Source organism: Myxococcales bacterium, assembly GCA_016706225.1.
Classification (GTDB): Bacteria; Myxococcota_A; Polyangia; order Polyangiales; family Polyangiaceae; genus JADJKB01.
In genome coordinates, this window is the sequence record JADJKB010000015.1 from 77,378 (window position 1) to 94,873 (window position 17,496).

General features: G+C 65.7%; 15 protein-coding genes and 1 pseudogene. 5 read left to right on the forward strand and 11 right to left on the reverse strand.

Translation table 11 applies throughout. The features are described 5' to 3' along the window. Positions 1–88: 88 nt before the first annotated feature. From IPI67_23500 to IPI67_23515, 4 genes are all read left to right on the forward strand, one after another. Positions 89–907, forward strand: a complete 819-nt coding sequence (locus tag IPI67_23500) for a hypothetical protein (GenBank protein MBK7583151.1) — start codon at positions 89–91, stop codon at positions 905–907. 458 nt (positions 908–1,365) lie between these two features. Next, positions 1,366–2,823 (forward strand): hypothetical protein, encoded by a 1,458-nt coding sequence (locus IPI67_23505; GenBank protein MBK7583152.1) that lies wholly within the window; start codon positions 1,366–1,368, stop codon positions 2,821–2,823. Further along, positions 2,742–3,278, forward strand: coding sequence for a hypothetical protein (locus tag IPI67_23510; GenBank protein ID MBK7583153.1), 537 nt, complete (start codon positions 2,742–2,744; stop codon positions 3,276–3,278). The genes IPI67_23505 and IPI67_23510 overlap by 82 nt, the downstream gene beginning before the upstream one ends. A gap of 116 nt (positions 3,279–3,394) precedes the next feature. Further along, positions 3,395–3,904: a hypothetical protein gene (locus tag IPI67_23515; GenBank protein ID MBK7583154.1), complete on the forward strand. Its 510-nt coding sequence runs from the start codon at positions 3,395–3,397 to the stop codon at positions 3,902–3,904. A gap of 516 nt (positions 3,905–4,420) precedes the next feature. Here IPI67_23515 and IPI67_23520 read toward each other — a convergent pair. The 11 genes and pseudogenes from IPI67_23520 to IPI67_23570 form a co-directional block, all read right to left on the reverse strand. Further along, positions 4,421–4,789: a hypothetical protein gene (locus IPI67_23520; GenBank protein ID MBK7583155.1), complete on the reverse strand. Its 369-nt coding sequence runs from the start codon at positions 4,787–4,789 to the stop codon at positions 4,421–4,423. Positions 4,790–5,017: 228 nt separating this feature from the next. Further along, positions 5,018–5,272, reverse strand: a complete 255-nt coding sequence (locus IPI67_23525; GenBank protein ID MBK7583156.1) for a hypothetical protein — start codon at positions 5,270–5,272, stop codon at positions 5,018–5,020. 89 nt (positions 5,273–5,361) lie between these two features. Next, positions 5,362–6,063: pseudogene (locus IPI67_23530) on the reverse strand (response regulator transcription factor). A gap of 148 nt (positions 6,064–6,211) precedes the next feature. After that, complete coding sequence (locus IPI67_23535) at positions 6,212–7,102, reverse strand: hypothetical protein (protein ID MBK7583157.1); 891 nt, start codon at positions 7,100–7,102, stop codon at positions 6,212–6,214. A 685-nt stretch (positions 7,103–7,787) separates the two neighbouring features. Beyond that, complete coding sequence (locus IPI67_23540; GenBank protein MBK7583158.1) at positions 7,788–10,841, reverse strand: TonB-dependent receptor; 3,054 nt, start codon at positions 10,839–10,841, stop codon at positions 7,788–7,790. A gap of 72 nt (positions 10,842–10,913) precedes the next feature. After that, on the reverse strand, positions 10,914–11,369 hold the full coding sequence (locus IPI67_23545) for a biopolymer transporter ExbD (protein MBK7583159.1): 456 nt from the start codon (positions 11,367–11,369) through the stop codon (positions 10,914–10,916). A 1-nt stretch (position 11,370) separates the two neighbouring features. Then, the gene (locus tag IPI67_23550; protein ID MBK7583160.1) at positions 11,371–11,796 is read right to left on the reverse strand and encodes a biopolymer transporter ExbD; all 426 of its coding nucleotides are present in this window, start codon (positions 11,794–11,796) and stop codon (positions 11,371–11,373) included. Further along, entirely contained in the window at positions 11,762–12,460 is a 699-nt protein-coding gene (locus IPI67_23555; GenBank protein MBK7583161.1) for a MotA/TolQ/ExbB proton channel family protein, read from the reverse strand. The genes IPI67_23550 and IPI67_23555 overlap by 35 nt, the downstream gene beginning before the upstream one ends. Before the next feature lie 38 nt (positions 12,461–12,498). Further along, positions 12,499–13,254, reverse strand: coding sequence for an energy transducer TonB (locus IPI67_23560; protein MBK7583162.1), 756 nt, complete (start codon positions 13,252–13,254; stop codon positions 12,499–12,501). Between the two features lie 100 nt (positions 13,255–13,354). After that, positions 13,355–14,395 (reverse strand): PEGA domain-containing protein, encoded by a 1,041-nt coding sequence (locus IPI67_23565; GenBank protein MBK7583163.1) that lies wholly within the window; start codon positions 14,393–14,395, stop codon positions 13,355–13,357. A 292-nt stretch (positions 14,396–14,687) separates the two neighbouring features. Next, positions 14,688–15,593 carry a hypothetical protein gene (locus tag IPI67_23570; protein MBK7583164.1) on the reverse strand — a complete coding sequence of 302 codons (906 nt, stop codon included), beginning with the start codon at positions 15,591–15,593 and terminating at the stop codon, positions 14,688–14,690. Between the two features lie 162 nt (positions 15,594–15,755). On the opposite strand from IPI67_23570, the gene IPI67_23575 reads away from it, so the two are divergent. Continuing rightward, a complete protein-coding gene (locus IPI67_23575; protein MBK7583165.1) occupies positions 15,756–17,276 on the forward strand; it encodes a sigma-54-dependent Fis family transcriptional regulator in 1,521 nt (506 codons plus the stop codon). Positions 17,277–17,496: the final 220 nt, after the last annotated feature.

Sequence of the window (17,496 nt, forward strand, 5' to 3'; positions counted from 1 at the left end):
GCGAGGGTATGCAGAGGGATGACGCGTCCGTACTGAAATCCAACAACCCGGATCGGCCGAGTGCCGACGGCGTCGTTCCGGAGTCGACATGAAGCAATCTGGATGGACGGCGTTGGGCATCGTCGTGCCGCTGGCGATGCTGATCGCGAGCGCGTGCGGTTCCGACGATGCGGGGAGCGCGGGTGGGAAGTGCTCGCAGGGCGCCACGCGCGCGTGCCTCGGCCCTGGCGCGTGCGACGGCGCGCAGAGCTGCGGGGCGGATGGCACGTGGGGAGCGTGTGACTGTGGGGGTGTCGGTGGTAGCGGTGGTGGGGGCACCAGTGGCGCCGGCGGGAACTCAGGCGGCAGCGATGCGATCGATGGCAGCGCGGGAGCGACGACCGGAGGTTCGGGCGGCGGCGCTGGTGACGCGAGTTCGGGCGGGAGCGGCGGTTCGCAGTGGCAGGACGATCCGTGTCCGACAAAGGCGCCCCTCGTGAACTGCGCGAGCGACTGCGGCGGACCGACGCCCTCGTGCGCGCAGGCGACATCGTGCGGCTTCTACCTCTACGACACGAAGTTTATCGACTACCCCTACGTCGTTCGCACGCCGTCGAAGCCCGGCGTGGATCCGAAGTGCACCGCGCTGTGCTCGCCCACGAGCACGGTCTACGGCGTGGGCATCGATTTCAGCCCCCCCTTCAAGGCGGGATACGGTCTGAAGATCAAGGTGAAGAAGCCGTGGTCGATACGCGCTGATTCCCCGGTTGGGGGCCAGGACTTCTTCTGCCCCAACTCGCTGTCGAAACAGGAGTGCTTCGTTTGGAGCGAGGTCGATCCGAAGATCGCCGTGTTCACAGATGACCCCAACGCGCCCGCCGCTAACGTGACTATCGAAGAAATCTCCGTCCCAGGAAGTTGCCCATGATGAAGACTGGCGAACTCTTTCAGTCATACGTGGCCTGCGCTCTCGCGTGCGCTGCGCTCTTCGGTGTTTCAACTTCCTGTTCCGGTGACGATTCGGCGGCCAAGAGAAACAAGCCAGCGAGCACATCGGAGCCGGAATGGTCGATCCACATCTACGCGGGCCAAGACACGGCTCGTCGCAGGGTTGATCTCGGACCCGTTCGCGAAGTCAGCTTTCCGAGTGGTGAGGTTCCCCTCACGGCGCGCTCCCGGGGTCGCCAGCCGACATCTGGAAGATGTCGCCAAAGCCGACCATCGGTCAGCAGGTAGAGCCAACCGGCCCTGGCTCGAAACCGCAGGCCGTGGTTGGTGGCCCCGATGGCGGGGTCGAGTTTGAGCAGGATCTAGGCGAACCGTCCGGCTGGGCATTGGTCTGGGGAGCAGCGATGGAGTGCGGCTTCCCCGGGAACAGAATTGGCGGTGGCGGTAACCCCCTTCTCCGGCCCGATCGTGCCGCCTTGGAGCCCAAGCGGCGCCGGCTACGCCTGGAGCATCTTCGCGCACGCGCCCGAGAGTTGCGACGAGGAAGTCGCCTACTCCGAAGCCCTGCTCTGCACGGCGAATGAGCTTGCAAAAGTCGCCGACGCCATCGCCCCGATCAGATGGAACGGCGTCGATGGAACGAGTCCGTTCACGGGTTTCCCGCCGGGCCCGTGGTCGATTCCCGTTCAATCGAACAAGGACCGATTCATTCTGCGCGACCTGGCCATCTACCTTCTGGCGAACCTCGCCCTCACGGACATGAAGGTGCCGACGAACGGCGGCACCAACCCGGAAACCTGCTCAGCCGTGTATGCGCGCGCCCTCACGGACTCCAGCTTCGCCACCGATCCAGTGAAGGCCCCGTGGCTCTTCGGCGTCGCGCCGACCGGAACGACCCAGTACTTCCCCCCCATGGAGCCGACTCGTCGGGTGGTCAACACCACGAACCTCACCGACCTCGCGCGTTCCCGGCTCGAGTTCAACACGCAGATCCTCCGCGGCGCGAGCCGCCTGCTGGAGGAGCTGATTCGGAAGTCCGTCGAGGCCGACATGGCAGGTGCCGAGCAGCGACGCGCGCGAGCTACTGACCCAGAGCGCGGATCGGCCGTTGCGTGGGCACAGCAAGAGGCGGCGAATGGCTCGTACAACTCGCTCGGGCACGCATTGCGCGTGCTCTCGGGTCGCTGGGAGCTCGCGCGTAACCCCAACGCGGGCGCGTTCTTCGACAACAAGTTCCACACGGTGGACCCCGCGTGTGGCGGTGTCGCCGCCGGCAAGCTCCTGTCGCCGGACTCGCCGAATGCCTACGGGCCCGACCTGAACGCACGCGTCAAGGACAGGGGCATCACCACCGCGAGCCAGAAGGCCGCGATGGAGATCGTCACCAACGCAGGCCTCATCGTCCCCAAGGGCCACGTCGCCGCAAATCTAGGCGGAGCGCGTACTGCTCTAAAGAAACAACTCATCGGCCTCGCTGCGCAGTCGAACGGGATCACCCCGGGCGACCCCGCCTTCGAGCAGACCGGGATGGGCAAGTCGCTGACGTACGTCCTCGACACCGTGTCGGACGCCGACCTGACCTTCGCTCTCGAGCGCGGTTTCGACCAGTACAATCTGCTGACCGCCGCCGGACACGTTCGTCAGCGCCACGATCGCGGCCGGGCTGAAGCCCGCCGCGTATGTCGCTCCGGAACTCGCCACCGCCGGAGCCATTGCTCTGAAAGATGGGATCCCGCGACAGGATCTCGCCGTCGACATTATTTCACGCGCCGGCGGGATTCTGGAATCAGCGCAGTGCGACGAGTACCAGAGCTTTGTGGGCCAAGTTTACGCAGCCGACTTCGCTCCAGGCGTTCAAGGCGCGCTGGCACGCCCTCGATTACACCAGCGATCTGACCTTCTGGCGCGCCACCCAGCGTTCGGTCCCGCGAAGTGCCAAGGCGCAGCTGAACTACTCGGTGATGGTCGGAGCCCACAACAACGATCTGGCGAAGCGTCTCGAGCTCAACGGCGAGGCAAAACGCCTGGCACCCCAGTGGCCCATGGCCCACGTGTATTACGGCGACACGCTGTGTCGCATGAACAAACCGGAAGACGCCTTGCCGCACTACGTGACGGGCTTCGAGCTCGGGCCGAAACGATCCCAACCTGATTGCGCTGGGCATGCAGTGTTTGTGGGACCACAAGGCGATCGAGGCTCACCACGACGAGCTGCTCGATCTGGCGGAGAAACACCCGGATCCTGGCTCAACTACTTCGCGATCGAGATCGTGTACCGAGGCGAAGAGCACAAAGGCATCGAGAAGAAGTACCGCCCGCGGGGCTACGACGAGGGGCCGAAGAAGGATTGAGGTCGAGGCGCGACCTGATGTTGCCCCGGACAATTCCGGGCAAGACGAGACGCCGGCCCGCCTCACCCTGCTGGGAGACGAGCCACTCACGCTCGAGTTCGGTTATGCTCTCGCCGGTGCGGCTCGCGCTCGTCCTCGCGGTTGTGGTGAGCCTGAACGCCGCGCCAGCCAGAGCCTGTGATCCTGGCCCGATCTTCGTCGTGCGCGTGGAGTCCGCGGACGCGCCCGAGTGTCTGGAGCGAAGTCCGGTGAAGAGCTCGCCCGCGGCGTTCGGCAGCGCTGCCGACAGCACGCAGACCGCGCGGCTCCGCATCCGCAACCGCTGTAAGGAGTCTGCCAACCTCTCCGCGAGGACTTGCGCCGCCTGTGGCCCCGGTTTGACTTTGGCGCCGGGCGCGTCGGGTGAGCTGGTGCTGGAGACCCGAGGGCAGGGTGACGCCGTCGACTACGACAAACATACCAAACAGGTTTTGACTTGGACGATCGGGGCAGGCTCCGGCAGCATCGCCACCGACGTGACGGTGACGGATGACCCGGCGGCCTGTGGGGCATCCGGCCGAAGAAGCTGCTGCGCGGCTGCAATCCTTGTCACGTGTCCGCCCCACGCCGTCACGATGACCCAGTGACGAGTGTTGCTCCGATTGCAGTGCTCGCACTGCTGGTTGCGCGCCGTCGGGCGCGTTCCCGACCCTTGTGCCGCCCGAAACCTCACTGATCGCCCGCGCCGCGTGACGAAGGCGCGCTAAACTTTCCGCGGGAGACGCGATGCCCGACCTGGAGTTGATCGGCGGCTGGACGCTCGCGCTCTGGTTGGCCGTGCTGGCCATCGAGGTGTACGGTCGGCAGAGCAAAACGCTGGGCCACCGACCTCGGCCTCCCCTTCAAGAGCGACGCCTGGCGGCTCGACGTTGCCGTGCCGCGTTCTTTGCCGACGGAGTGCTGAGGCGACGACACTACTGGTCACGCCGACGACAATCGAATCCTGCTCGCGCGCAGGACCACGAGGAGAAACCCTTCCCGTGGTTTCTCGACACGCGTTTCGAGCGGCAGGGCGAAGTCACCGACGTTCCTGCCTCAATACGGGATCGGCTCGTTGTTGTCGTCGTACACGTTGCCGGTCAACGTCGGGTTCGGATCGTCGATCACCCATGGTCCGTAGCCGCGTCGCGGCCGAAGCGGTTGTTGATGACCTTGGTGTTCTTGGGCGCCGTCGCGCCCGAGCCGCGGATGTTCAGCGTCCAGCCGCCGCCCGAGAGCCAGCTGCACTCGATGGTGAGATCCTCGGTGGCGCCGCCGAGATCTCCAGTCTGGACCGCGGCGTTGCTCGCGCCCTCGAGCACGCTGTGTCGGATGGTCACGCCCTTGCCGCCGGTGGATTGCACGGCGTCGTTGTGCTCGCCCGGAGCGTTGGAGAGATCGTGAATGAAACAGTCCTCGATGGTGACGTTGGCGTCCGCCTTGAGGCCGTCGGCACTGCCGTGGATATTCAGCCGTCGCGCGGTGTAATTCACGAACGAGATCGCTGCAGTCGCGTCGCCGCCCCTTGCCGATGATCTCGCTGTCTTCGACCACGAGCCCCGTGTTTTCGTTGTCGAAGTAGCGAATCGGGTAGTAGTCGGCGCTCGTGATGCGCACCCTGCGGATCGTCACGTTGTTGGCGAGCACGGTGACGGCGCCGGTGATGTCGAGGTCCTCGATGATCGCGCCGTCGGTGTCGACCGTGATGTTACCGCTCGGTTTCAGCTGCGTGCCGGCCGGCACTCCCGTGTTGTTCGGGCCGGTCGGTCGCCGTTGCAGATGCCAGAGCCCGCCGCGCCGCCCGTGTTGCCACCGCCCGTGTTGCCACCGCCCGTGTTGCCACCGCCGGCCGCGCCGCCGCTGCCGCCGGTCGCGCCCGCGCCACCGCTCGCGCCACTGCCACCCGTTGCTGGGCTCGCGCTGTCCTCCCCGAGCTGCAGCCCAGCCCCACCGACAACAACAGCACCCAAACGCACGCCCGAAGCATGAGCGGATGATGCCACGATTTGGGGCGCAGCCTCGCCGCGGAGCAGTCAGTCGGCTTCTGGCCTCGCTTCGCGTGCACTCAGCCGTCCGGATCTGGAGAAGCTCGGAAGCGGTATCCCACGCCGCGCACCGTCTCCACGTAGTTCGAGCAGCTCCCAGCTTCTCGCGCAGGCGCTTGACGTGGGTATCGACGGTCCTGACTGTGACGCCAGCGCGAATGCCCCCAAACGTCGTCGAGCAACGTGGCCCGGGTCTGCACTCGGTTCTTGCGACCGAAGAGCGTCAGCAGCAGTCGGAACTCCAGCACGGTGAGCTCGACTTCCCTCCCTTCGACCCAGAGGCGGTGGGCGTCCCGGTCGATTTCCAGGCAGCCGAACACGCTGTTCGGGTCCGCCTCGACAGGCCGAGGAGCGCTCACTCGCCGGAGGAGCGCGTTGACTCTGAGCATGACCTCCCGCACGCTGAACGGTTTGACGACGTAGTCGTCCGCGCCCACCTCGAAGCCCACCACGCGGTCGATCTCGTCCCCACGCGCGCTCAGAATGATCACGGGCACGTGCCGAGTTGCGTGCGCTCCGCGCAATGCCCGGCAAACCTCGGTCCCCGGGATGTCCGGCAACACCATGTCCAGCAGCACGAGGTCGAGGTGCTCCGACTGAGCGATCCGCAGCGCGTCGGCTCCGCGGCCCACGCAGAGCGGATCGTGACCCGACTGTCGGAGACCGTAGGCGATCACCTGGCAGAGATCCGCCTCATCTTCGACGATGAGCACCTTGGCCATCTACGTCAGAGCTACCGCCATCGAGTGACGTTCGAGTGACGGGAGCACGCCGTTTCTGGGGCGACTGCTCGGGGATCCGCGCCTCGTCGCCCACACTCCCGCAGCCGCCCGCGTCGCCTCGCCGAGGGCGGCTTCCGGGATCGTCCGCCTACTTCTCGGCCCAGTCGATCCAGGCCCCGGTGAGCCAGTTGCCATCCTTGAAGGCGCCCTTCTTGGAGCCGGTGACCTTGGCGTTGGGACCGCTGGTCTCCTGACAGTCCGTGGTCTTGAAGCCGGGGTCGGTGGTGTTGTTACCCGCGCCGGCGTTGAACCACGCCGTCTCGTCGAAGCCGTTGTCGTTGTCGGTCTCGGACGCGTTGGCAACGTTGCTGGTCAGCATGTCGAACAGCGTGGTGTTGGTGATGGTGACCGCCGGAGCCGACAGCGTGCCGAATCCATCGCGAGCATCCAGCCCGTAGCTGAAGCCGACCGCCACCAGGTTGTCGATGCTGCCGGTAATGCCGCGGCGGAGCACCGCGGCATAAGTCGTCTTGCCGACGTCCGTGCCGAATCCGCACATAGTCACATTCTTGGCCACCGGGTGCGTGACGGGGGTCGCCGCGTTGTTGTTCTTGTTGTTGTCCCACTCGTAACCGTTGGGGTCGCTCGAAGGGTTCTTGCGCTTGCGACCAAACAACGTGTCGATCGTGCCCGTGAAACCTCGGTCTGTGTCGAACATGTCGTCGCCGTCCACGTTGCAGATCAGGTGATCGGCGCTGACGGTGCCGCCAAACCACTCGAAGCAGTCGTCGAGCGTCTGGCTCACCATCACGTGGTTGATCTTCGTCCCACTGCCGACGGCCCCAAAGGTGAGGCCATTGACCTCGTTATCCGTGCTCAGTTCGTAGCCGCCATACTCGATGCGCGCGTAGCTGATGCTGCCGCTGTTGTCTGCGTCGTCAGTGCCTCCGTAGTGGTTCTCGGGCTGATCCGCCAGGCCTTCGACGACGGCGTCGACGTCGTTCGTCTTGGCCTTGCCGAGCAAATGACGCCGCCCCAATCGCCCGCCGCGCGGCTGCCCACCGGCTGTTGGCTCGTGAACAGAATCGGCTCGTTCTCCTTGCCCTGTGCGTCGATCTTGGCGCCCTTGGTGATGACGAGCACACCGATGGGGCTCTTGGTGCCCTCGATGCGTGTGCACGGTTCGATGGTCAATGTGGCGCCGCTCGAGACGTGGGTGATGTCTTTGAGAGTCCAGACCTTGTCGGCGGTAAGTGTCATGCTCGTCTTGACCGGGTTCGGGATGTCGGCCTTGCTCTTCCCAGTGCCACTCAGGTCGCACGCCGTGCCGCCGCTACCGCCGGAGCCCGAGGCACCGCCGGAGCCCGAGGCGCCGCCCGAACCCGAGGCTCCTCCAGCTCCGCCCATCGCGCCGCTTCCGGCAGCCCCGCCGCTGCTGGTGCCGCCGCTGCTGGTGCCGCCGGACCCCGAAGCTCCGCCGGTCGCGCTGCTTCCGCCGGCTCCGCCGTTGTTCTTGCCCCCGCTGTCGTCGCTGCCGCAGGCCGAGGCACAAATCAGGGACAGTGTCGCGGCGCTGCCAAGCATCGAAAGACGACCAAAGCTCTTCATGAGGTGTTCTCCTGTTGGTGTGACGTGGCGCACTTTGCCCTGTGCGCGTTGCCTCCAAGTGCCACGTTCGTGACTTTGTGTGATCACGGACGCACGGAGTCGTCACGACGAAGTCGTCAAAAAGCCACGCGCCAGTAAGTGTAGGTAGCACCGACCGAAACCACGCTGCCGGATGTGTACTTGCTCACGACCGGAGCGTCGTGGTCCGCGCCTTGCGTCACGAGGTGCGGCGCGTTCAGGATGTTCGAGGCGGAGGCCTTGACCTGAAAGTGTGAGTTGATGTCCTGGCTCGCGCTCAGATCGATCACGTGCCGGGGGTGCTCGTAGGCATCCGGAATGTCTTGCGAGCCGACTTGCACGATGCGCTTGCCGGCCACGTTGTACAGCAGCCGGACCGTCGTCCCTCTCGAACCCGCGTAGTCGAGCGCCAGGTTCAGCACCCAAGGCGCTTGGTTGGTCATGGGGCGAGAAGCGTTGGTCAGATACTCTCGAGCCGCACCACTCAGCTGAATGCGCGACTGAGCCAGCGTGAGGTTTGCGATGCCAGTGAACTCCTTCAAGCTCCTGCTGAGAAACCCCAGATCCTTTCGGGCTTCGAGCTCCATGCCGTAGAGGTCTGCCCCTTCGGCGTTCTGGAACGTGACGAGCCCGCGGTCGCCGCTGGCGATGGCCACCGTCTCGATGGGGTCCGAGAAGCGTTTGTAAAATACGGTGGTGGCGAGGACCTCCTTGAGCGTCGGAAAAAACTCGAAGCGCAGGTCGGCATTGATGATGCGGGTCATCTTCAGGTCGGGGTTGCCCGAGACGAAGCGCCCGCCGAAGAAGTCGCTGTAGGCGAACGGCGCGAGCTCTCGCAATTGCGGTCGCGCCAACGTCCGTGTCAGCGACGTCCTGAGCTTCGAGCGCTTGGTCAGCGTGAACACGGTGCCGAGGGCCGGCAGCAGATCTGTGCTGTCGATTCCGGCTGACTCTTGCGGTTCAGAGCTGAACTGGTCGAAGGGCTCGATGGTCTGCCGTGTCACCTCCAGGCGTTCGCCGGCGATCACGCGAAACCAAGGCGAGAGCGAGGCGTCCACCATGAAGTAAGTGGCGTAGACGTCCAGGTCGGCGTTGTAGGCGTCGACCGGCAACGTAGACTCGGAAAGCCGAACGACGGGGCCGATGTTGGAACCGAAGAAGAGCGAGTCCGCACAGGCGTCGAAGTCCTTGCTGGCGCAGTTGAGCTTCGAGTAGTCGGAGAGCGCGAGATCCGAGGAGCGGCGGAACGCCATCGCTCGAGAGGTAAACTCACGCCGGCGCAAATTGACGAAGCCACCGAACTTCAGCTTCGAGTCGTCGTCGGCGATGGGCGTGGTGAAGTCCAGCTGACCGCCCTTGATGCCTTCCGACTGCTCGGCCCAGAAATGACGGCCACTGTAGGAGTCGTCGGCGTAAGACCACGTCGTCGAACCTTGAGTGAGCTGCCAGGCCACGTTGCGGGTGTCCGGCTCGTTCCGCGATGCATTCGACAGCCAGACACGCCAGTCGATTTCGCTGCCGCCGAGCTCGGGCAGCACATGCTCGCCCCCGAGCTGCCCCAAATTCTGCGCGCGGGACACGAAGGCCAGGCGAGTGTCGTGGACCGCGAGCTGCGCAGCGACGTCCTTGAAGCCTTCCGCGACGGTGACGGTCTTGTCGGCGATCTGGCTGTGCAGACCGATCAGGGTGAAGCGGTGGTGTGCGTTGAGCTCGTAGGTGGTGCTCGCGAACGCACCCCAGCTGGCCGTCTCGTTTCCCGTGTCGACCAGGTACGAGCGCTGACGCGCGAGGGAGCCGTTCGACGACACGGCGTAGTCGTTGGACTCTTCATCGGTACGGATCTGGTAGCTGTGACCGTAGTTCAACGCCACGAGCGCGCCGAGCCGTGATTCGCGGCCGAGCTTCCATGCGTTGCCGACCGCCACGCTCAGGCTGTGGTCCGGAGGGGTGAACGCCCGCTTGCTGCTGAAGAACGAGTTGACGTCCCGCCCCGCGCTGTCCACGTCTTGGTCCGTGACGTTGCCGCCGCCGGGTTTGGGCGCCCCGGTGGTGAGCTTGTAGGACGGAAATCCGGGGGGGAGCGCGCGGAAGCCGTCGTCGAAGCCGAGCCAGTCAGTGGAGCCGCCCTTGTAGCTGAGCCGATCTCGAAAGGTCGACTGGGAGTTGTACGAGCCGGAGAGCGAGCTCTGGAAAATGAACTTTGAGGGGATGCGCCGCGTCTCCACTCGGACGGAGCCGCCGGCAAAGTCTCCGGGCACGTCCGGTGTGAAGGTCTTCGCGATGGTCAAGCTGTCGAGCGTGATCGTTGGAAAGAGATCCAGGGGTACGGCTGCGCGGTCCGGTTCGGGGCTCGGCAGGGGAGCGCCGTTCAGGAGCGCGTTGGTGTAGCGCTCGCCCAGACCGCGCACGAAAACGAAGCGGTTCCCGACGACGGTCGCCCCAACCACACGTTGGGCTGCCTGCGCCGCGTTCTTGTCGGGCGTGCGGGCGATTTCAGCGCGTCCGACGCTGTCGCCCACCGCCGAGGCTCGCTGGCGGCTGAGGATCTGACCTTCGACGGCGGTCTTGTCCGCCTCGGTCACCACCTCGACGACGTCGACCGCACCTTCGTCGTTTTGCAGGACCGCATCGAGCCGTGCGCCCTTGCCTTCCTCCACGTGTACGTTCTTCAGGATCTCGGCCTTGTGGAGCTCGGCCCAGAAGCGCAAGGTGTAGGTTCCAGGTGGCAGCTCGAGTCGGTAGCGGCCGTCCAGATCGGTGATCGCGCGGAGCTTGGTGCCTTCGACCGTGACGACAGCCTCCATCATCGGCTCCTCGCTGCGTTTGTCCGTCAGCACCCCCCAGATGGCGCCTTTGCCCTTCTTGGGGGGGCGCGCTGGGTCGAGATCGCCCTCCGCGCCGCTCGATTCACCCGCTTCGACTGGTGCACCCTTGGACTGCTTCGGCGGCTTCGCCTTCTTGTCGTCGGCCTTCTTGTCGTCGGCCTTCTTGTCGTCGGATTTCTTGTCGTCGGATTTCTTGTCGTCGGGTTCGTCGATCGGCTTGATCTCTTCGCCTTCGTCGTCGGCGGGCACGGGTTGCGCCTGGGCGATGCCCGCTGCCATCAGGTAACCGACCACGAGCGGGAACATTTTCGAGCGGACGAGTCGCATGGTTCTGTCTCGGGCCGCGGGTACACCACCGCCGTCGCGAAGGATGCCGCGGATGAGGTTCGAAGTTGCCGGCTACTGCACGACGGGTTGACTCATGATCGCGATGGAGCGCGCACCCGCGCTGCGGCACAGATCCATCGCCTCGGCGGCAACACCATATGGCGCGTCGTCCGCCGCATCGAAGTAGAGGACCTTGTTTTCCTTCGCCGCCAGGAGCCGGGGCAGGCGCGCATTGAGCTCGCTCTTTGGAATGACGTGCTTGTTGATGCGGATTTCCCCCGACGCGCTCACTGTGGCGACCAGCGGTTTCTTCGCGTCGTCGCTCGCAGCTGGGTCCTTCTTATTTTCTTGCTCGGCCTCCGCCGCCTTCGGAATGTTGAGCCAGAAGGTCTTCATCATCATCGGTGTGACGAGCATGAAGATGATGAGCACCACCAAGATCACGTCGACGAGCGGTGTGACGTTGATGACGGGGACCGCCCTCGGCTTGCCCTTGCGGCTGCCCGTCGCTGCCGGCGTCATGGCCATCTCAGCTCTCCCCTGCTCGGTCTCGCTTGGCGACCCGCAGCGCTACGCCATGGAAACCGACGCCCTGCAGCATCTTGAATGTCTCCCGGACTCGCTTGTAGTTCACCTGGGTGTCGGCCTTGAGCATCACGCGGCGCTTGGGGTCCTTCGCGTGCAGCTCCCGCACCTTGGTCTCGAGGAGCGCCGGCTCCACAGCCGCCTTTTCCAGCATCGCGCCGCCGTTCTTCAAGAGCGCCACGTCGATGGGCTCCAGGTCCTTGGGTTGCTCGTCCACCGCGAAGATGGTCGGCAACTGAATGTCGGCACCTTCGGCCAGCGTCGGAGCGATCACCATGAAGATGATCAAGAGCACCAGCATCACGTCCACGAGGGGCGTGACGTTGATCTCGGGCTCAGGCTGCCGCCGCGAGGCGCTGCCCGGATTCATCGCCATCGTGATCCTCCATCTCGTCCAAAAGCTCGCCAACGGAGCGCGAGAGGGCGAGCTCCAGCGTGTTGATTCGGCCGGTCAAGAAGTTGAACATCAGCACCGCGGGGATGGCGACCAGGAGGCCCAACGCCGTTTCGACGAGAGCCTCGGCGATGCCGGCGGAGATGGCGCCGATGCCACCCGAACCCGAAGCGGCGATCCCTTGGAACGCCGCGATGATGCCGACGACGGTCCCGAGCAGCCCGATGAAGGGCGCGATCGAGCCGGTAGTCGCGAGGATCGACATCCCCCGTCGCAGGTCCTCACCGACGGCTTCCTTGGCGCGCTCGGCCTCGTTGCGGGCGAGCTCGGCAGCCTTCATGCCGCCGCTGCGGTGCTGTATCGCATGCGCGTAGCGCGCTGCGACTGCGCCGAGCAAGCCGGCGAGAGGTGAATGGACGCGCTCTTTGGCGACCTTCGCCAGCTCGTCCATGCACCACTCGTCAATCAGGAGCTTTGCGTCAGCCGCGAACGCGCGGGACTCCTTCTTGGCGCGCGAGAGCATGACCAGGCGCTCAATGACGACGCCGATGCAGGCGATGGCCATGACGATCAAGAACCCGGCAATCACCATGCCGAGGGGCCCCATGTGGGACAGGATTTGGAATAGATTGAAGGACATTCGATCTCTCCGAGGGTTTCGGGTCTGAGGCCTTTGGATCAGGTCTTGATGCGGAAGGGGAAACGCGCGACGCGAGTGACAGCCACGGATTGGCCGTCCTTTTGCGCGGGCATGAAACGCCAGCTGCGGACCGCGGCTTCGCAGACCGCGACGAGCTCGGGCGGCCCGCGCACCGCCGTCACTCCCGTAACGGCGCCCGTCTCGGTCACGACGTACTTGATGACGACCGTGCCCTCGATGCCCGCCGCCTTTGCATCGGCCGGATAGCTGGGTGGCGTGTTGGAGATCGCGCGGGGCGGCGTGACGTCTTCCGTGACGGCCACGGGCCCGGAAGCCGCGGCGTGCTGCTGGACCACCGGCTTCGGTTTTTGCACCAGCGTTGGCGCGGCCTCGACCTTCACCTTCTCCGGCTCCGGGGCCCGCGCCGCGCTGTCGAGCATGGCGTAGGGGTCGACGCCGGCATACGGGTTGTCGGTGGCGACAGGCGTCTTTTCGACCAGCTTGTCGTCGACCTCGGTCGGTTGCACGAGCAGGTTCGCGCTGGGTTTTGGTTTGGGAGCGTCGGTCGCCGCTGGCTCGGGAGCCACGTCGACTTTCTGCTCTTCTTCCGGGGAGTCGACGATGGCTGCTTCGACGATCGTGTCGTCGTGGTCGAGCCCGTAGGCCTTGGCAGCCGTCGCGGCGACCACGGCGAGGGTGCTCAAGACGACGATGGAACCAACGACCGAGCCCGCGGCGAGCCTCTTCAGGCGCAGCCCGTCCGTCTTGTTTTGTTCCCAGCCTCCGAAGTCCATCTGGTTACGGAATGCGGTTTAACCTTGCCGCGTGACGTTCCAGCGAACGTCGCGTGACTTGGCAGTGACTCCGACTTCAGCGATTCGCTGGCGTGAACCCTCAAAATGCAAAGCCCGCACGCGCTCCGCCGCCTTGGGGGGACAAGAGCGGTGTGACAGCGAGGTGACGGACAGGTCGAATGCGGCCGCTCGACGTCGGCGCTTCGTTGCCATCGGAGGTCGTGAACATCACCAGGCTGGCAAGGCCGAGCGTGAGCGCCGAGCCGAAGCAGATGTCGGCCAGCATCGAATTTCGTGCAACGTCATCGGCGTGGTCGTCGCTGGGTGCGCCGTCGTATTTACTCTTGGCCGACAGCGCCATCACACCGAAGATCCCGCCGGCGACGGTCGCAGCTCCCGCGGCGCCGGCGACGATCCAGGCCCCCGTGGTGCTCGGTGGCTTGGTGATTGCCACGTCGTGTCCACGCGGCGTGGCCGTCAGGCGTCTGGCTTTTTTGGGTGGAAGCGGTGCGGGCACCACACTCTCGAGAAGATCGAGGGTGTGCGCGCCCTTCGAGCCTGCCGGGACGTCGAGCTCCACCTCGAGCCCGTCGTGACCCTGGAGGGCAAACGACAGCTTGTGGCGGCCCGGATTCAGCTCGAGCAGGACTGGAGTGACACCTGCGTGCTTCTCTCCATCGACGGTGACAGTGGCCCCTTCGGGTCTGGTGGAGAGGGTGATCTTGCCCGGAGTCTTCTTCAGCTCCTCGAGGCGTGCGCGGGCGCCCTCCAGCTTCTCCGGGCCGATCTTCCCTGCGTTCGGGTCCGCGAGCAGGCGCTCGAAGCGTGCGATGGCCTCGGGGATCCGGCCCGCCCGATCGAGGGACATCGCCAGCCAGTACCCCGCGTGTGGAGTCGGAATCAGTCGTTCCGCGTCGGAGAAGTTCTCGCTGGCCGCCGCGAAGTCCCCTGCTTGATACGCGAGCTCGCCGGCTTGATAGGCCCGCCGCGCGTCGTCGATCCTGGCCTTGGCGCGGGCCTGTTTCTCGGCATCCGATGGGGCGGCGGCGTGCTCTTCGGGGCTCGACTGTGCAGCGGCCCTTGGCGACGACAGCACAAGGCCGAGCGTGACGATGACGGTCGCAGGGAGTCTTCGACGCATGGCCAGCGCAACGTAGTGGACCTCCGGAGTCCAGCTCAACGCCCGCGAGGCCGGTTCACGCAAACGTCACGGGTTGGTCACGCGTTCGAGCGCGCGCGCACAGGACGAGGCACCGAGACACCGGTTCGCCGAGACGGCGGCGACGGGAGCGGTGAGCGTCCGCGCTCGCCGTTGTCTTGGCGACCGCTCGACTGCGGGCGAACGAAACGAAAAAAACGGCCGATCCATCGGACCGGCCGTCTCGTGCGGGAGAGGCGGGACACGCGCCCGCCACCCTTCTTTCAGCGCGCGCTCACTGGTGCGCGGAACCAGCGGAGAACTTCCCGCTCACCGCGTAGTCGTGCAGGGAGCGCATCGACGCCTGACCGATGCCGTACGTGTCGGACAGCGCGCCGAGCGTGCTGAACGGCCGCCCCGCGACGATGGCGTTGGCGCCGCCGCTGTACAGGCCACCCTCACCAGTCAGCTGGGCGTAGCTGGCGGTGTTGGCGATGGAGAGCGCGATCTCGGCGGTCGCGTCGTCGAAGTTGATGCCGTCGTAGGTTCCGCCCTGGCCCGGACCTTCGCCTTGGCTCATCTCGGCTGCCCACACGGGAGCCTGGTTGCGCAGCGTCGTCAGCGCCGCCGGACCGACGCCGTTGACCGCCCCGATCTCGCTCACGGAGTCGTAGGGTGCGCCGGCGATCAGGTTCGCGGCCGCGCTGCTCGTGAGGCCGAGCTCGATGTCCAGCTCGGGGAGCGAAGCGTGGTTGACGCCCCAGACCACCGCCGACGCCTGCTCGGACGAGAACTGCACGCCCTCGACCAGCTCGGCCTGCGCCGCCGGGTGCGCCACGGCCCAGTCACGCAGCTTGCGCAGCGCCGACTCGCCCACGAACGGTACGCGATCCAGCTCTTCGAGGCTCTCGAAGCGGTCGTCGTCCGCGCTCGGGTAGATGCCGTCCGGGCCGCTGCGGTGGGCGATGATGTTGGCGGCGGCGCGGGAGTCGAGGCCGATGTCTGCGTCGAGCATCTCCGCGGTCGTGGTGGGCGAGTTCACGAGCTCGACGACGAGGTCGATCTCGTGCGCCGGCATCGTGATCGGATCGAACGAGCCGCCGACGCTCTCACCCCCGGAGCCCTCGCCAGCCGCGCTGCAGGCAACGGCGAAGGTGGCAACAGTCAGCATTCCCAGGGTCTTGGTCAGGCGGATGAACATGGCTCGTCTCCTCGAAAGTCGGTTTCGAATTCCTTGAATTGCGAGGGGCGTGCCAGGTGTGTCGGTCGCACAAACGTCGCAAATTCCTGCCGCAACGACCCGGAAGCTGTTGCATCAATGCAACTGATGGTGCTTGTGCGATGCATGTGCTTCTCTCCCACCATGACCCCGGAGGACTGGGAGAAGGCTCAGGACGAGGCACTTCACGCCGCCGGCATCGAGTCGCTCGAGCGGCGCATCATGGATCTGGCCCTCGAGCGCACCGGGGCGAGCAACGGCGCCATCTTCCTCTGGGATCGCAAGGCCAAGGGGCTCAGCGTGGATTTTCACGTGGTCGACGGTGTCGTCGTGAACCTCCCGGGGGTCGTGCTGCACGAACGGCACGACGGACGCCGAAACGGCATCGCGCTCACCTGCTACGCGCAGAATGAGCCCTACGTCTGCAACGACTCGCGCAAGGACCCCAACTACGCCACCTACTTTCAGGACGTGCTCTCCATCCTGGCCGTCCCGATCCCCTACCAAGACAAACCCATCGGGGTCATCACTCTATCGTCGAAGCAGGTTGGGGCGTTCAAGGACGAGCACGTCGACGAGCTCCGCGGCCTGGCGGGGGCGTCCGCCAAGTTCCTGCGCCGCGCGCAGCTCTACCGGGCGACACGCGACGGATCTGGCCGGCCGTTCTTGATCAAGGGACTGTCGCCAGAGTGGCTGACGGTGGAGCGGCAGATCGAGCAGGTGTCTCCGACCAACGCGCCGGTCCTGATCCACGGTGAGAGCGGGACGGGCAAGGAGCTGACCGCCGCCGCCATCCACTTCAACAGCAAGCGCGCGAGCGCGCCGTTCGTCGCAGTGAACTGCGCCGCCATTCCGGAGACGTTGCTCGAGAGTGTTTTGTTCGGGCACGTGCGCGGCGCGTTCACGGGGGCGAGCGCCAACAAGGTCGGAGAGCTGGAGAAGGCAAACGGTGGCACTCTGTTCCTCGACGAGCTCGGGGAGCTCAGCATGGTGCTCCAACCGAAGCTGCTCCGGGCCATGGAGTCGGGTGAGGTCATGCCCGTCGGCAGCAACAAACCCGCAGGTCGCGTCGACGTGCGGATCGTGTGCGCGACCAACCGCGATCTGCCACGGATGGTCAGCGAAGGTCGATTTCGGGATGACCTGTACTACCGGCTCAGCGTCGTCACCCTGGAGCTCCCGCCGCTCAGAAACTACAAGGACAACCTCGAGATCCTGTCACAGGTCTTCCTGCAGCAAGCGGCCTCGCGCCACGGCAAACCGACGCCGCGCTTGTCGCCCGCGGCGCAGCACTTGCTCCAAGCCTACGACTTTCCCGGAAACGTACGCGAGCTGAAGAACTGCATCGAGCACGCCGTGATCATGGCGGGCGTCGAGGTGCTGCCGGAGCATCTTCCGCGCTCGCTGGCGCCGGCGGGTAAACAGAAGGCGGCGCCGCGCCGTTCCGGTACTCGGCAGCAGTCACTGGCCGAGCTGCGAGAGAGCTGCCTCGCCCCGGTAGAGGAGAAGTATCTGACCGAGCTGCTGGCGAGCTGCGCGGGCAACGTGCGGCGCGCGGCCAAGGTGGCAGGCGTCGACACCGTCACCCTGTATCGGCTCTTGAAGAAGCGCGGGCTGCGGCTCGAGCGTCGGCTGCAGGCGCAGTCGGAAGATGGCGTCTCGTAGCTCGGCGAGGTGGCGTGCCGTTCAACGCAGGACGACGTCGATGCGCGACACTTCGCCGCTGCGCACGGCCTTTGCCCAGCGCGCAGGCAGCGCACGTACGCTTTGCGCGCGATGGTGAATCAGAGCCGGACCTGGGCCGTGGCTGTCGTGCACGCGGTGCTCGCGCCGGCGTGAGTGTTTCACACCACTCCGAAATCCAGCCCCCGTTCGCCGGGAGCGA

Bases quoted from the DNA above. Each gene is read 5' to 3' on its own strand.
- IPI67_23500 (MBK7583151.1), top strand. From the start codon at position 89: ATGAAGCAATCTGGATGGACGGCGTTGGGCATCGTCGTGCCGCTGGCG.
- IPI67_23540 (MBK7583158.1), bottom strand. From the start codon at position 10,841: ATGCGACTCGTCCGCTCGAAAATGTTCCCGCTCGTGGTCGGTTACCTG.
- IPI67_23545 (MBK7583159.1), bottom strand. From the start codon at position 11,369: ATGGCCATGACGCCGGCAGCGACGGGCAGCCGCAAGGGCAAGCCGAGG.
- IPI67_23550 (MBK7583160.1), bottom strand. From the start codon at position 11,796: ATGAATCCGGGCAGCGCCTCGCGGCGGCAGCCTGAGCCCGAGATCAAC.
- IPI67_23555 (MBK7583161.1), bottom strand. From the start codon at position 12,460: ATGTCCTTCAATCTATTCCAAATCCTGTCCCACATGGGGCCCCTCGGC.
- IPI67_23560 (MBK7583162.1), bottom strand. From the start codon at position 13,254: ATGGACTTCGGAGGCTGGGAACAAAACAAGACGGACGGGCTGCGCCTG.
- IPI67_23565 (MBK7583163.1), bottom strand. From the start codon at position 14,395: ATGCGTCGAAGACTCCCTGCGACCGTCATCGTCACGCTCGGCCTTGTG.
- IPI67_23570 (MBK7583164.1), bottom strand. From the start codon at position 15,593: ATGTTCATCCGCCTGACCAAGACCCTGGGAATGCTGACTGTTGCCACC.
- IPI67_23575 (MBK7583165.1), top strand. From the start codon at position 15,756: ATGACCCCGGAGGACTGGGAGAAGGCTCAGGACGAGGCACTTCACGCC.